16 protein-coding genes are annotated in these 14273 nt (G+C 71.3%); 5 read left to right on the top strand and 11 right to left on the bottom strand.

Annotation, left to right across the window (positions count from 1 at the left end; translation table 11 throughout):
- Window positions 1-7: 7 nt before the first annotated feature.
- The 3 genes from ACQPXB_RS40190 to ACQPXB_RS40180 are packed head-to-tail and all read right to left on the bottom strand — an operon-like array spanning window position 8 to window position 2972.
- The gene (locus ACQPXB_RS40190; RefSeq protein WP_432847005.1) at window positions 8-1219 is read right to left on the bottom strand and encodes an ABC transporter permease; all 1212 of its coding nucleotides are present in this window, start codon (window positions 1217-1219) and stop codon (window positions 8-10) included.
- Window positions 1216-1899 carry an ABC transporter ATP-binding protein gene (locus ACQPXB_RS40185; RefSeq protein WP_366588150.1) on the bottom strand — a complete coding sequence of 228 codons (684 nt, stop codon included), beginning with the start codon at window positions 1897-1899 and terminating at the stop codon, window positions 1216-1218. Before ACQPXB_RS40185 ends, ACQPXB_RS40190 begins: the two co-directional genes overlap by 4 nt.
- The gene (locus ACQPXB_RS40180) at window positions 1896-2972 is read right to left on the bottom strand and encodes a peptidoglycan-binding protein (protein ID WP_432847003.1); all 1077 of its coding nucleotides are present in this window, start codon (window positions 2970-2972) and stop codon (window positions 1896-1898) included. The genes ACQPXB_RS40185 and ACQPXB_RS40180 overlap by 4 nt, the downstream gene beginning before the upstream one ends.
- A 182-nt stretch (window positions 2973-3154) precedes the next feature.
- Between ACQPXB_RS40180 and ACQPXB_RS40175 the strand changes: the two genes are divergently transcribed.
- Both ACQPXB_RS40175 and ACQPXB_RS40170 read left to right on the top strand, forming a co-directional pair.
- Window positions 3155-3853 carry a response regulator transcription factor gene (locus ACQPXB_RS40175; RefSeq protein WP_386946950.1) on the top strand — a complete coding sequence of 233 codons (699 nt, stop codon included), beginning with the start codon at window positions 3155-3157 and terminating at the stop codon, window positions 3851-3853.
- Complete coding sequence (locus ACQPXB_RS40170; RefSeq protein ID WP_432847001.1) at window positions 3843-5609, top strand: sensor histidine kinase; 1767 nt, start codon at window positions 3843-3845, stop codon at window positions 5607-5609. Before ACQPXB_RS40175 ends, ACQPXB_RS40170 begins: the two co-directional genes overlap by 11 nt.
- A gap of 36 nt (window positions 5610-5645) precedes the next feature.
- On the opposite strand, the gene bcp is transcribed toward ACQPXB_RS40170, so the two are convergent.
- The 3 genes from bcp to ACQPXB_RS40155 form a co-directional block, all read right to left on the bottom strand.
- Window positions 5646-6122 (bottom strand): thioredoxin-dependent thiol peroxidase, encoded by a 477-nt coding sequence (bcp, locus tag ACQPXB_RS40165; protein WP_432846999.1) that lies wholly within the window; start codon window positions 6120-6122, stop codon window positions 5646-5648.
- Between the two features lie 115 nt (window positions 6123-6237).
- The gene (locus tag ACQPXB_RS40160; protein WP_432846997.1) at window positions 6238-6774 is read right to left on the bottom strand and encodes a hypothetical protein; all 537 of its coding nucleotides are present in this window, start codon (window positions 6772-6774) and stop codon (window positions 6238-6240) included.
- Window positions 6775-6954: 180 nt separating this feature from the next.
- Complete coding sequence (locus ACQPXB_RS40155) at window positions 6955-7137, bottom strand: hypothetical protein (RefSeq protein WP_285972913.1); 183 nt, start codon at window positions 7135-7137, stop codon at window positions 6955-6957.
- Between the two features lie 75 nt (window positions 7138-7212).
- Between ACQPXB_RS40155 and ACQPXB_RS40150 the strand changes: the two genes are divergently transcribed.
- The gene (locus ACQPXB_RS40150; protein ID WP_432846995.1) at window positions 7213-8535 is read left to right on the top strand and encodes a DUF3089 domain-containing protein; all 1323 of its coding nucleotides are present in this window, start codon (window positions 7213-7215) and stop codon (window positions 8533-8535) included.
- Between the two features lie 113 nt (window positions 8536-8648).
- Here the strand turns inward: ACQPXB_RS40150 and ACQPXB_RS40145 are convergent, their stop codons facing one another.
- From ACQPXB_RS40145 to ACQPXB_RS40130, 4 genes are all read right to left on the bottom strand, one after another.
- Window positions 8649-9023, bottom strand: a complete 375-nt coding sequence (locus ACQPXB_RS40145) for a type II toxin-antitoxin system death-on-curing family toxin (protein WP_432846993.1) — start codon at window positions 9021-9023, stop codon at window positions 8649-8651.
- A complete protein-coding gene (locus ACQPXB_RS40140; RefSeq protein WP_366588172.1) occupies window positions 9020-9223 on the bottom strand; it encodes a hypothetical protein in 204 nt (67 codons plus the stop codon). Before ACQPXB_RS40140 ends, ACQPXB_RS40145 begins: the two co-directional genes overlap by 4 nt.
- Window positions 9224-9290: 67 nt before the next feature.
- Window positions 9291-10286, bottom strand: coding sequence for a hypothetical protein (locus ACQPXB_RS40135; RefSeq protein WP_432846992.1), 996 nt, complete (start codon window positions 10284-10286; stop codon window positions 9291-9293).
- 232 nt (window positions 10287-10518) lie between these two features.
- The gene (locus ACQPXB_RS40130; protein ID WP_432846990.1) at window positions 10519-11424 is read right to left on the bottom strand and encodes a LysR family transcriptional regulator; all 906 of its coding nucleotides are present in this window, start codon (window positions 11422-11424) and stop codon (window positions 10519-10521) included.
- Between the two features lie 107 nt (window positions 11425-11531).
- Between ACQPXB_RS40130 and ACQPXB_RS40125 the strand changes: the two genes are divergently transcribed.
- Window positions 11532-12275, top strand: coding sequence for an SDR family NAD(P)-dependent oxidoreductase (locus tag ACQPXB_RS40125; protein ID WP_366588180.1), 744 nt, complete (start codon window positions 11532-11534; stop codon window positions 12273-12275).
- Window positions 12276-12298: 23 nt separating this feature from the next.
- On the top strand, window positions 12299-13309 hold the full coding sequence (locus ACQPXB_RS40120) for an alcohol dehydrogenase catalytic domain-containing protein (RefSeq protein WP_432846988.1): 1011 nt from the start codon (window positions 12299-12301) through the stop codon (window positions 13307-13309).
- Window positions 13310-13336: 27 nt separating this feature from the next.
- Here the strand turns inward: ACQPXB_RS40120 and ACQPXB_RS40115 are convergent, their stop codons facing one another.
- Window positions 13337-14266: a TetR/AcrR family transcriptional regulator C-terminal domain-containing protein gene (locus ACQPXB_RS40115; RefSeq protein WP_432846987.1), complete on the bottom strand. Its 930-nt coding sequence runs from the start codon at window positions 14264-14266 to the stop codon at window positions 13337-13339.
- Window positions 14267-14273: the final 7 nt, after the last annotated feature.

The following is a 14273-nucleotide window of genomic DNA, read 5'->3' as shown; positions in this document are numbered from 1 at the left end:
AGCCCCCTCATGTCGTTGCCAGCGCCTGCGTCGGCGTGAGCCGCGACGCGCGGATCGACGGGTGGATCCCCGCCAGCGCCCCCACCACCAGCGCGCCCGCCACGCCGCCGGCCACGGACAGCGGCGGGATGACCGGCGGCCACCCTTGGTACGTCGTGTAAAGCAGCGTCACGACGATCCCCAGCACCGTCCCCGCCAAACCGCCGAGACCCGACAGCGCCACGGCCTCCGTGAGGAACTGCCCGCGGATCTGCCCCCGCGTCGCCCCCAACGCGCGGCGCAGGCCGATTTCGCGGCGGCGTTCCAGCACCGAGATGAACATCGTGTTGGCCACCCCGAACCCACCGACCAGCAGCGCGACACCCGCCAGCCCGAGGAACAACGCGGAGAACGTCGTCTGGCTCGCCTGCTTCGCCGCCAACGCATCCGACGGCCGGCTCACCGACACCAGCCCTGGCAGCTGCGGGTACAACGTCGCGGGCAAAACCGCGCGTACGTCGGGAATCGCGTCCTCGCGGGCCTTCACGTAGATCACCGTCGGGTGACCGTCGAAGCCGAGGAACTGCTTCGCCGAGCCCCAGCCCACGAGCACCGCACGCTCGATGTCCGGTGCGAGCGGCATCGGCGCCAGCACCCCCGTCACGGTGTACCACTGCTTGCCGATCATCACGATCGGCGCGGGCCGCCCGGGCGTCACCGCGGGGATTCCGAGCCGCGAAGCCGCGACGTAGCCGAGCACGACCGCGGGCAGGTTTTGCGTTGCTGCGTCGAGGAACTTGCCGCTCTGCACGGTGCCGTTGAGCGCGGACAGCAGGTCCGGGCTGCTCGCCAACACGGCGAGACCCGAGCCGTCCAGCGGGTCGGTCAGATCGGAGCGCCGCACGGTCTGGTGCGTGTTCGCGACGGCCGCCGCCGTCGTCACCGGGCCGATCCGGGCGACGCTGCCGACGGACGACTCCGGCAGCAGCACCGGCGGCGTCTGGTTCGGCTGCGGTTCGGCGCGCAGCATGTTCGTGCCCAGCGCCGTCAGCTTGTCCAGCAACGCGGCCTGACTGGAGGCGGGAATGCCGGTGACCACGATCATCGTGGCGATGCCGAGTGAAATCCCGAGCGCCGACAGGGTCGCGCGCAGCCGCCGGGTGCTGATGCCGAGCAGGCCGAGCCGCAGGACGTCGCGCAGGCCCAGGCGGACCGGGCGGGTGTCGAGTGCGGTGCTCACGCGGCACTCACCACGAGGTCCTGCACGATCCGGCCGTCACGGAACTCGATGCGCCGCGGCAGGCTCGCCGCGATGTCGCGGTCGTGCGTGATGATCGCGATGGTCGTTCCTTCGGCGTTGAGGCCGTGGAGCAGCTCCAGCACGGCGCGGCCGTTGGCGGTGTCGAGCGCGCCCGTCGGCTCGTCGGCGAGCACGAGCGCGGGGTCGTTCACCACGGCCCGCGCGATGGCGACCCGCTGGCGTTCACCACCGGAGAGCTCGTGCGGCCGGTGGTCCACGCGGTGCGCGAGCCCGACCCGCCCGAGCGCCTCCAAAGCCAGCGGGCGACGTTGCCTGCGCGGCACCCCCGCGTACAGCAGGCCGGTGGCCACGTTCTCCGCCGCGCTGAGGCCGTCGGTGAGGTGGAACTGCTGGAACACGAACCCGAGCCACCGCCCGCGCAGCGCGGACAGCCGCCGGTCGCTCAGCTGCGTCACGTCCTGGCCGCCGAGCTCGACGGTGCCGGAAGTCGGCAGGTCGAGCGTGCCGACGATGTTCAGCAGCGTCGACTTGCCCGAACCGGACGGTCCCACGATCGCCAGCAGCTCACCCTCGGCGACGGCGAGCGACACGTCGTCGAGCGCCTTCACGCCCCCGGGGTAGTGCTTGCTCACCCCGCGCAGGGCCAGCACCGGCGTCACGAGGTCGTCACCACCCGCAGGCCCTCGGTGATGCCCGGGCCGCTGATCTCCACCTGGTCGCGGGCGAACATGCCCGTCTTCACCGGCACGAGCTTCCCGCCCTGCAGCTGCACGGCGTACCCGCCTTCGCGCAACGCGACCAGCGCGCCGAGCGGAACGGCCAGCACCCCGGCGTGGGTCTCCGTGGCCACCTCGACCTGCACCGAAGCCGAGTCGAGGTCGGCGACGTCGGACGCGTTCACGGGCACCACGGTCACGTTGATCTTCGGCGGCCCCTGGGTCGGGTCGCCGCCCGACGCGTCGCCACCGGTCACGGCGGTGCTGACCGAGGACACCTTCGCCGGGATCTTCTTGCCGTCGGGGCGCACCATCGTCACGGCCATGCCGGTCTTGACCGAGCCGACCTCCGCCGCGTCGACGGGCGCGACCACGACCTTGGTCGTCGGCGTCGTGGTGAGCAGCGGGCCCGCGGCGGGATCGCCGAGCTGGGCCGTCACGCTGTTCACGCGCGCCTCGCCGGGCAGCACCACGACCTGGCCGACGTCGAGCGTGCCCGTGTCCGGCAGGCCGGCTTTCTTCTCCCACTTCTTCAACGCGTCGGCGAACGTGAACTTCGCCTTCTGCGGGTCCTTCGCGCGAGCGCCGACGGAGTAGCCGAGGCGGGCGAGGTTGTCGGCCACCGTGGCGACGTCGGGGCCGGTCAAGTCGGGGTTGTCGAGCTTGCGGAACAGCGGGGTGTCGCCGAAGAACACCGGCACACCCACGCCGTTCACGGAGTACAGCGGCTTCCCGCGCTGGGCCACGGTGCCGACGTCCGGCAGCTGCGTGACCACGCCGGCACCCGCGCCCTTGAGCGGCTCCGGCGTGCCGAAGCCAAGGGTGCCGGTGAACGTCCGCGTGTTCGACAGATCGGTCTTGGCCACCGCCACGGTGGTCACGGCCGGCGGGGGAGCCGCGGCTTCCGCCGTGCCGCGGCCGTGGTCGATGGCCACGTACGCGGCGACGCCGAGCAGCACCCCCACGGCGGCCGAGGCTGAGACGGCGATCGCGCGCCGCCGGGACTTACCGGCCACTGACGGCCTCCATCATCGCTTCTCCGCTTTCGCTCACCCGGCGCGTCCGAAGTGGACTGAGCCGGCGGGTCCGGAGGCCACTATCGCGGCGAATTGTCAGGAAGCCGTCAGGAAGCGGTGCAGATCCGGTGTTCCCGCGGCGCTGGGTCGCCCGCGCCGGCGGAGATCCTTATGCTCGCAGCATGTGCGCAGACATCGTGCTCGCGGAGGACGACCCGAAGCAAGCGGAGCTCGTCCGCCGCTACCTCGAGCGGGAACGCCACTCGGTGGTGGTCGTGCCCGACGGCCGCGAGACGCTCGACCTCGTCCGCCGCCGCCCGCCGGACCTGCTCGTGCTCGACGTCATGCTGCCCGGCATGGACGGGCTCGAAGTGTGCCGGATCCTGCGCGCGGAGTCCGACGTGCCCGTGCTGATGCTGACCGCACGGTCCACAGAGGACGATCTGCTGCGTGGCCTGGATCTCGGGGCGGACGACTACATCACCAAGCCGTACAGCCCGCGCGAACTGATGGCCCGCGTGCGGACTTTGTTGCGCCGCACCAAAAGCGTCGTACCCTCGGGTGGTCCGCTGTGCGTCGGCGCGCTGACGGTGGACGTCGGCCGGCACGAGGTGGCGGTGTCGGGGCAGCTGGTCGAGACCACGCCCGGCGAGTTCCGGCTGCTCGAGGTGATGGCCGCGCACCCGGACCAGGTCTTCACGCGCGGGCAGCTGCTGGAGCACCTGCACGGCTTCGACCGCTACATCACCCAGCGCGCGATCGACGTCCACGTGATGAACCTGCGCAAGAAGATCGAGGCGGCGCCGCGCAAGCCCAAGCGGCTGCTGACCGTGTACGGCGTCGGCTACAAGCTCACGGCGGGACCGCCTGATGCGGCGTAGCCTGCTCGTCCGGCTGATCGCGGTGTCGGCGCTGGTCGCGGTGTGCGCGATCGCGGCCACGGCGTGGCTGGCCGCGCGCACCACGACGGGAGCGATCCGTCAGGAGCAGGGCCAGGTCTTCGCCGACGACGGCACCATCTACCAGGGCCTGCTCGGCTACGCGGCCACGCACCCGAACTGGGACGGCGTCGGCAAGGTCGTGCGCAGCTACGCGGAAGTCACCGGCCGGCGCGTGGTGCTGGCGACGCCCAAGGGCCAGGTGATCGCGAGCTCCGACGCCGATCCGGGCCGGTTGCCGCCGCAGCCGTCGGTGGTGATCGACCCGTTGTCGGTCGACCCAGGGCTGGGCGTGCAGTCCACCCCGGACCGGATCGATCCCGAGGCGGTGGGCCCGTATACCTTGCCGCAGAACGAAAAAACGGATCTTTCGGCCATCGCACAGCGGGTGCTCCGGTGTGTGCAGGAGCGCGGGAGCCTCGGCAGCATCGAGAGATCGCCCGCTGGGCACCCGCGCGTGGTGGCCCAGGACCCGTTCGCGCTGTCGCGGTGCAACGGCGCGACCCTGGAGCAGCCCACCGACACCGAGCAGGCGGCGCTCGACAAGCTGTCGGATCTCGTGAACGCCTGCCTCGGCCGCAGCGACCAGAGCGCGCCGGCGGCGCAACTGTCGCTGTCGTGGACGTTCATCGGGCCCGAGACCGGCGCGACGGACACCGTCACACAGAACTGCGTGACCTCCGCGCGTCGCGAGCAGCTGACGCCCTACGTCGCGCCCGCGGCGTGGCTCTACATCACCGAAAAGGGCAGTGACCAGCCGCCGAGTGGATTCACGCTGTCGGCGGACAACCAGGTGCGCTTGGCCGAGGTGGCGGGCGCGATCCTCGTGCTCACGGTCGTGGCCACCGGGCTGGCGTCGATCCGGCTCATCCGGCCGCTGCACGCGCTCACGGGCGCGGCCCAGCGCATGGAGGCGGGCCAGGCCGGTGCGCGCGTGAAGGTGAAGGGCAAGGACGAGATCGCGCGGCTGGCGCGGGCCTTCAACGACATGTCGGAGGCGCGCGAGAAGCTGGAGACCGCGCGCAAGGCCATGGTCAGCGACATCGCGCACGAGCTGCGCACGCCGCTGTCCAACATCCGCGGCTGGCTGGAGGCCACGCAGGACGGCGTGAGCCGCCTCGACGACGAGCTCGTCGCGTCGCTGCTCGAAGAGGCGCTGCACCTGCAGCACATCGTCGACGACCTGCAGGACCTCGCCCTCGCCGACGCCGGAGCCCTGCGCGTGCACCCCGAGCCCATCGACGCCAACTCCCTGCTCACCCAGCTCGCCGCGGCCCACACCGCCCGCGCCGACGCGGCGGGCGTCCGGCTGGTCGTGCAGCCGATGGCCGACCCGGCCGTCACGGCGGACCCGGTGCGCCTGCGGCAGGCCATCGACAACTTTGTGTCCAACGCCGTCCGCCACACCCCTCGCGGCGGCACTGTCACGGTCAGCGCTGCCCGCGTCGACGCGGACGTCGTGTTTTCCGTCGCCGACACCGGCATCGGCATCGCCGCCGACGACCTGCCGCACGTCTTCGACCGCTTCTGGCGCGCCGACAAGGCCCGCACCCGCGGCGCGAGCGGCGGCAGCGGCCTGGGGCTCGCCATCGTCCGCAACCTGGCGGCAGCCCACGGCGGGACGGTCTCTGTGGAGAGCACGCTGGGTGAGGGGTCGACGTTCACGCTGCGCTTCCCCGCGGCCGGCCCGCCAGAGTGAACCCCTCGCCCGGGCGGCTGGTGCGCGTCAGGCAGCTCAGGCAGCGATGCCGAGGTCTCGGATCAGCTTCGCGACGTGACCGGTCGCGCGGACGTTGTAGAAGGCGTGCGCGATCTTGCCGTCCGCGTCGACGATGAAGGTGGAGCGGATGACGCCCTGGTAGACGCGGCCGTAGTTCTTCTTCTCACCGAAGGCGCCCCACGCGGTGAGGACGTGCTTGTCCTCGTCGGAGAGCAGGGGGAAGGTCAGCTGCTCGTTCTCGACGAACTTCGCGAGTTTCGCCGGCTTGTCCGGGGAGATGCCGAGGACCTGGTAGCCGGCGTTGTTGAGCTGGGCGAGGCTGTCGCGGAAGTCGCAGGCCTGCTTGGTGCAGCCGGGCGTGCCGGCGTTCGGGTAGAAGTACACGACGACGGACTGGCCGCGGAAGTCACTGAGGGAGACGCTCTTGCCCGTGCTGTCGGGCAGGGTGAAGTCGGGGGCGGCGTCGCCGGGGGAGAGTCGCTGCTCGGTCATGAACGCAGCGTACTGTGCCGATCGTTGCCAATCCGACCACAGCCACGGCCGAATGGCCTCGTGGCAACGGTTACGTGCCACGTGGGAGCCAGGCGGCTTTTGGCCGGGTTGGTGATCAGACGGCGCCGCAGTACGTGGCCACGGCGGGCTCGCTCGCGCTGGGTCGCAGCTGCACCGTGAGCTGCGTGGTGCGGTCGGGCACGGCGAACGCGAGCGTCAGCTGCGCCGAGCGGCCCTGCTGCAGGTCTTTGCCCGCGTCGGTGATGCCGCCGAGGCCCTGGGTGGCGTCGACGACCTGTTTGGTCGGGCGTCCGTCGATCATGGCGACGACCGTGAGGCCGGACAAGCGGTAGGAATCCGCGCCGTTGTTGGTGATCTCGATGCCGAACGACGCCGCGCGCGAGCTGCGCGGGTACGCCGCGGGGCTGGGCTGGAACGACTGCGGGGCGGACACCGAGATCGTGAGGCCGCTGGCGAACCGGTGTTCCGCGCCGAACTGCAGGTCACGCGGAGTCTGCGCGGCCGCGGCCTTCGCGGGGGCGCCGCCACCGCCGAGCGCCGCCGTGCCTTCCTGCGCGTCGACCCCGCAGGCCGCCACCGCCATCAGCAAACAGGCGGAGAGCAACAGCTGGGGGGTGCGCGCGGGCGCCATCTCGGTTTACTCCAGTCGGGGCGGGGTCTCGGGCCGTTCGGCGTAGTGACCGAAGTCGACCCGCTCCACTGTCCCTGCATGTGCACGTGCGCGCGCACGAAGACGCGGACCTGGTGTACAGCCGTGGCCGATCCGTGACCGAAAGGGCACTCCGGGTGACAGTCGTCACCGATGTGCCACTTAAACGGCGAAGGCGAACAAGAGGATGAAGATCGCCACGCCGGCGCCCCACGCGACCATGAGCCACCCGAAGTCACGCACCGGGTCGACCGCGCGGCTCTCCTCGCCCGGGATGTACACGCCGCGGTTTTCGAACCAGTCCGTCCACTTGCGCAGCAGGCGCAGCGGATTGAGTGACGGCACGACTCACCTCCCGGATCGGCTTCGCTCCTGCCAGCCTACGGGGGACCCGTCCACCCGGTGAAGGAGCGTTCGAGCGTGCGGAAAAGCGTGATCCTGCTGGCACTCACGACCGTGTTCGGCCTCGCGGCCGCCGTCCCGGCCACCGCCGCACCACCGCCGGGCACGGCGCCGCTCGACCACCCGGTGTGGGTGTGCCTGCCGGGGATGGCCGCGAACCCGTGCAACCAGAACCTGGCGGGTGACCCGCAGATCGCGACGCCCGGCGGCAGCTTCACGGCCGGCTACCCCGCGTCGCCCGGCCGGGTGACGTTCGACACCACTCGGGTGGAGTCCGGCGCGAGTGTGGTGGAACCGTTCGAGCCGCCGGCGGCCCCTCCGGTGGACTGTTTTTACGTCTACCCGACCGTCGACTTGCTCTCGAACCCGGCGCTGCAGATCGGCTCGCTGCCACCCGGCCCGGACAACGCCGCGGCCGCCGTCACCTACGCCCAGGTGGGTCCGCTGCTCAGCTACTGCCGCATGTTCGTGCCCGAGTACCGGCAGGCCCCGCTGGCCGCGCACATCGTCGGCGTGCTCACCGGCACGGCCCCCGACTACGCGCTGGGCCTCGAAGACGTCGAACAGGCGTGGGACACGTACTGGCGCGACTACAACATCGACCCCGTCACGCACCGTCGCCGCGGGGTGGTCGTGATCGGCCACTCGCAGGGAGCCGCCGACGCGGCCTCGCTCCTGCGCGACCGCGTGGACGGCCACCCCGACGTACAGCCTTCGTTGGTGAGCGCGCTGCTTCTCGGCGGCAACGTCCAGGTCCCCACCGACCGCCCCTCCGGCGGCGGCTCCGACCCGGACGCGGCTTTCCAGCACCTGCCGGTGTGCTCGCGCGCGTCGGCTGCCGTGCCGGTGCCGGTCGGCTGCGTGGCCGGTTACTCGTCGTACAAGCAACCCGCGGGAACGGTCCCGCCGCCCGGCTCCACCTTCGGCCTCTCCTCGACGCCCGGCCACCGCATCCTCTGCACCAACCCCGCCGCCCTGCTCGCCGGCACCGCTCCCGACGCGACCACCCCACTCGACACCCGGCTCCCGACCCGGACTTTGGTGCAGGGCAACGCTCTTCTCCCCAACGGCCACCTCACCGCCGTCCTCCTCGGCACCTCTCTGCCGACGTTCCCCACCGGCTTCGCCCGCTACCCCGGCGAGTTCACCGGCGCCTGCACCTTCCGCCCCGTCCCCGGCGGCACCGCCTCCTGGCTCCAGCTCACCGGCGGCGACGCCCTGGTCGGCCCCCCGTCCAGCGGCGGCCTCGGCCTCCACGTCGACGACTTCTCCCTGACGTTGGGCAACTTGACGGCTTTGGTCGACGCGCAGACGGCACAGTGGGAGGCCGGCGCTCGGTGAGACTTCGCCCGGGCCCACGGCAGGTTGCGTCCGGCCACGAGAGGTTCGGTCTCTCTCGGTGGAGTTCCTGCCTTCGAGCTGATGGGCGACGTCGGTGAGACGTTGCCGGGCGGCTAGGCGAAGTCGGCCAGGCGGGACGCGATGCGGGGCAGGTCGAGGTGGCCCTGGACGACGTCGTGGACGAAGGGTTCGGCGGCGTCCTCGTCGAGGGGCGTGCGGAGGGGTTTGTCGTTAAGACCGAGGAAGAACCAGGTGGCGGTCCAGGCGAGGCGTTTGTTGCCGTCGATGAGGGGGTGGCCGCGGCCGAGCGACTCCATGAGGGCGGCCGCCTTCTCCCAGACGCCGGGGTAGGCGTCCTCGCCGAAGACCGACGTGCGCGGACGCGCTGCGGCGGCCGCCAGGATGCCCGTGTCGCGCACCGCGAGCTCGCCGCGGACCACCCGCCGCGCGACGACCATCAGGTCGTGGATCGTCAGGTACTCGGTCATCGCGCCAGCCGCTCGTTGAGGCCCGCGCTCGCGTCCAGCACGTGGTCGAGCACCGTCGCACGCTGCTGTGCGCGCGACGTCACGGCGGCCATCAGCGTCTCCCGCACGTACTCCTGCAGGCTCCGCCCCTCGGCGGCCGCCTGCCGCTCGATCTCGCGCACCTCGCCGTCACTGAACTCGACCGGCAACACCTGACCCATGCCTGGAACCTTAAGGCCTCACCCCGCCCGGCGAACCCCGGTTTTTCCGCCCCCGCCCGGACGTCGCTCAGCGCGACGCCGGGGGATACGGCCCGGGCGGCGGGTACTGTTGCTGCGGTGCCCCTGGCGCCCCGGACCCCGGCACCTGCGGTCCTGGCTGCGCCGAGCCGGACCACTCCGGACCGGGTGGCACCAACCCCTGTGATGCCGGCCCGGCCGGCATTGCGCCGCCCGGCCAGGCTTGCCCACCTCCACCGGCGCCGGGCCATTGCTGTCCTGGAACGGAGCCCGGCACTGCGCCTTCAGGGACCTGCCCCGGTATCGCGCTGCCCGGCCACGCTTGCCCCGCATCGCCGGGGCCGGGCCATTGCTGTCCAGGAGCGGAGCCCGGCATTGCGGCTCCGGGAATCTGTCCCGGGACCGCGCTCGGCCACGCATACCCGGCACCAGCGGCGCCCGGCCACTGTTGCCCAGGAACCGGCCCGGCCATCGCCTGCCCGGGAACCCCTTGCCACTGTTGCCCAACAACCGGCCCGGCCATCGGCTGCCCCGGAACCCCTTGCCACTGCTGGCCAGGAACCGCCCCCGGCATCCCCGCGCCCGGCCAACCTGCCGGACCGCCGCCGTACCCCGGCTGCCAGCCCGGCCCGCCGGCGAAGCGTGGCATGACCTCCGGCAGAGTCACCGCCACGGCGGGCACCCACAGCAGCACCGCGATCACCGCGGCCAACCCGGCCGGCAGGAACACGTCGTCGAAAGCGCTTGCCCGCCGGATCCCCAGGATCCGCATCGAGCCGGGTACCGCGAGGACCACCTGCACGACCGCGCCCAGCATCAACACGCGCGCCACCCGTGGCCGGCGCGCGGCCAGTAGCGCCGCGCCCAGGAGCACGCCGAGGCCGAGCAAAGCGATCACCAGGTGGAAGTACGGCCCGGGGTCCAGATTGAAGTGCCGGCTCAGCTCCGCGATCTCGTTCCACACCAGCAGCACTTCGCACACACCGGCAACACCCGCGAGCACGAAAGCCAGCACGCGCCCCTGCGGCGCCGGTGACTCAACCACGCCCGATCCCCCTCCGTCATCAACCGGACACACACAGCATAGAGGTCGCCCCCGACAATCCAGTGTGATCACGAAGCGGTCGCGGCGACCTCATCGCCGACGTAGCGAAATCCCGGAGAACCACCGAGCCAAAGGACCACCAGCGGCTGATCACCGCCGTCAACCGACACCGGCACCTCCACGGCGACGGCCGACCCGGCCTCACAGTCCGAAAAGGACCCGCGGTCCGCACTCACGCCGGCGTCGGCCGCGTCACCCGCTTGCTCTCCTCCAACAGCAGGTCCAGCAGTGGGTTCGAGTTCTCCCGCAGCCAGATCAGCGCCAGCCCCAACGGCGCCGCGTCCTCCAGAGGCAGCCACACCAGCCGCGGGTACGGGAAGTACGCGGCAGTCGACGCCGGTGCGATCCACGAGCCGCGCCCGGCCGCCACGTGGTGCAGGCACTCCTCCGGCGTGCGGCCCTGCGGCCCGTAGACCGCGCGGGTGCCGTCCGGCCGCGGGTCGATGAACCAGAACTTCACCACCGCCTCGGGCATCCCGTCGCGCGGTCCGACGATCGGTTCGCACACCAGATCCGCCACCTTCAGCGACGTCCGCGTGGCCAGCGGGTGCCCGGGCGGCAGCGCGACCCAGCGCGGCTCGTCGAGCAGCCAGTGCGTGACGAACCGGCGGTCGTCGCCGATGGGGAGCCACAGGAACGCGGCGTCGGCGGTGCCCGCGGCCAGCGCGTCGAGCTCGTCGGGCAGCGTGTGGACGGCGAGGGCGTCGACCTGCACGTCGGGCGCGACGCGGCGCAGCGACGACTCGACGTCGGGCAGGAAGTGTGCGGTGCTCTGCGCCTTGAACGCGATCCGCAGCCGCCCGGACAGGCCCGAACCGACGAGCCGCGCCTCCGAGACCATCGCCGAGCACGCGCTGAGCAGTTCGCGCCCCTGCTTCAGGAACACTTGCCCCGCCGCGGTGAGCTCGACGCCGGAGGACCGGCGCCGGACGAGCGGGGTGCCGGCCACGCGCTCGAGCTGCCGGATCTGCCCGCTGACCGCCTGCTGAGTCATCATGAGCCGCCCGGCCGCGCGGGTCATGCTGCCCTCGTCGGCCACGGCTTCGAGGGCTTTGAGCAGGCGCAGATTCAGGTCCACCGCCCGATCCTCGCCACAACGGTTCGTTGTGGCAACCACAAGGATCCGGTGTTTCCCTTTCCCGCATCCCGGCCGGACCATAGCTGTATTGACACAGGGGAGCACCTATGAGTCTGAGCGGTAAAGTGGCCCTCGTCACGGGATCGTCGAAAGGCCTGGGCAGGGCCATCGTGCTCCGGCTGGCGGAGCAGGGCGCCGACGTGGTCATCAACTACTCCCGCGACGCAACCGCCGCGGAAGAGGTGAAAAAGGCGGCCGAAGCGCACGGTGTGAAGGCGCTGGTGCACGCGGCCGATGTGTCTCAGGTGGACGGCATCGTCGACCTGTACGACGCGGCCGTGGCCGAGTTCGGCAAGATCGACATCGTCGTGGCCAACGCGGGAATGGAAAAGGTCAACATCCCCGTCACGGACGTCACGGAAGAAGACTTCGATCTCCTCTTCCGGGTGAACACCAAGGGCCCGTACTTCGTGCTGCGCGAGGCCGCCCGCCGCATCGCCGACGGTGGCCGCATCATCACCATCTCCTCGAACACCACCACGGTTCCGCAGCTGGGCGTCGGCCTCTACGGCACCAGCAAGGTCGCCACCGGATACCTGGTGAAGGTGCTCGCGATGGAGCTCGGCCCGCGCCGCGTCACCGTGAACACGGTGGTGCCCGGCCCGATCGACGGCGCCGGGATTTTCACCGACCCGGCCAACGACGAATACAAGCGCAGTTTGATCGAAATGGTCCCGATCGGGCGATTGGGCACCACGGAAGACGTCGCGGGTGTGACGGCATTTCTCGCCGGAGACGAAGCCGCGTTGATCACCGGACAGCAGCTCGTCTGCGACGGCGGAATGCACTGACCACCGAAAGGAATTGTGGGAAAATGACAGGGACAATGCGCGCGGCTCAGGTTCAGCAACCGGGTGGCCCGTTCGTGCAGGTCGAACTGCCGGTCCCCGAGCCGAAGCCCAACCAGGTGCGGGTGAAGGTGCACACGTGCGGCGTGTGCGGCGGTGAGATCATCCCCCGCATGGCGCTGTTCGGCACCAAGTTGCCGCGCGTGCCCGGGCACGAGATCGCGGGTGTCGTCGACGCGGTCGGCGACGCCGTGACCCTGTGGAAGGTCGGCGACAAGGTCGGGGTGGGCTGGTCCGGCGGGGTCGACTTCACGTGTGAGTACTGCCGCCGCGGTGACTTCGTCAACTGCGACAGCCGCACGATCACGGGCACGTCCTTCGACGGCGGTTATGCCGAGTACATGGTCGCTCCCGAGGACGCGGTCGCCCGGATTCCCGAAGCCCTGACGTTCGCCGAGGCCTCGCCGCTGATGTGTGCCGGCATCACCGCCTTCAATGCGCTGCGCCACGCCAAGGCCGGCCCCGGTGATCTCGTCGCCGTGCAGGGTGTGGGCGGCGTCGGCCACCTCGCCGTGCAGTTCGCCAACAAGATGGGCTTCCGCACCGTCGCGATCAACCGCGGCCGCGCCAAGGAGGAGCTGGCCCGCAATCTCGGCGCGGACGAGTACATCGACAGCAACGAAGGCAGCGTCGGCGAGTCCCTGAAGAAGATGGGCGGCGCCTCGGTGATCCTCGGCACGGTCGACCGCGCCGAGATGCAGTCCGAGCTGATCAACGGCATCCGCCCCAACGGCCAGGTGATCGTGCTCGAAGGCCAGAACCCGATCCAGGTCACCGGCCACACGCTGGCGGACTACCGGCTGAACCTCTCCGGCTGGTACAGCGGCGTGGCCCGCGACAGCGAGGACACGCTGAACTTCGCCGTGCTGCGTGGCATCCGGCCCGTGTACGAGGTGTTCCCCCTGGAGAAGGCCGAGGAGGCCTACCAGCACATGCCGAAGGCCAACATCCGCGTGGTGCTCCAGATCGCGGACTGACGCCTCGGTCCGGGAAAACGCGCCCACCTACCCCGAGGTGGGCGCGTTTTCCCACGCCAGCCGCAGCGAGACGCCGTCGAGCAGCGAGCGCAGCCCGAGCTCGAAAAGCTCGTCGAGATCCAGGTCGTAACCGTCCTCTTCCAGCGTCGTGAGCATCCGCGTGAAGACGGGATGGCGCCCGCCGGCCATGATCGCCGTGTGGCCGGGCGCCTGCGTGGCCAGCCATTCGTCCTCGGTCAGCCCCGACGTGCCGGCCGCGTGCCGCTCGCGTTCGAGATGGACGGCCACGCCCTGGATGTAGCTGAAGAACAGCACGTGCAGGTCGCACAGCTGCTTGGCGGACAGACCGAAGCCGTCGAGCGCCGACAGCGCCTGCTCCGCGTGCGTGGCCAGGTTGGCCAGCGGCAGCGGGCGCGTGATCGGCGACAGCTGCGCGAGCCACGGGTGCCGCCGGTACAGCGACCACAGGGTGCGACCGGTCAGTTCGAGCCGCGTCCGCCAGTCGCCCGACGGCCGCGCGGGGTAGCCGCGTTCGCCGAAGGCCGCGTCGGCCATGAGCAGTACCAGCTCGTCGCGGCCGCCGACGTAGCGGTACGGCGCCATCGCCGCCACGCCCAGCCGCGCCGCCACTCCCCGCATGGACAACGCGGCGAGGCCCTCTTCGTCGGCGATCGTGATGGCCGTCCGCACGATCCGCTCGCGCGACAGGCCCGGTGGCCGCGGGCGCGCCCTCGGCTCGGCTTTCCGGCCCGCGACGACAGTGCCGGACCGCGGTTCGGCCCGCACCAGCCCTTCCTGGCCGAGTGTGGCGAGCGCCTTGGCCGCGGTGGCCGTCGCGACGCCCCATTCGACGGCGATCCGGCGCGTCGAGGGCACCTTCGCACCCGGCACGAGCTCCCCGTCGGCGATCCGGCGGCGCAGCTCCGCGGCGATCTCCAGGTAACGCTGCTCGGCCATCCCTCGG

This window comes from Amycolatopsis sp. CA-161197, assembly GCF_050942255.1.
Classification (GTDB): domain Bacteria; phylum Actinomycetota; class Actinomycetes; order Mycobacteriales; family Pseudonocardiaceae; genus Amycolatopsis.
The sequence above is the reverse complement of the archived record's forward strand: the minus strand, read 5'-3'. Positions and strand labels throughout refer to the sequence as shown.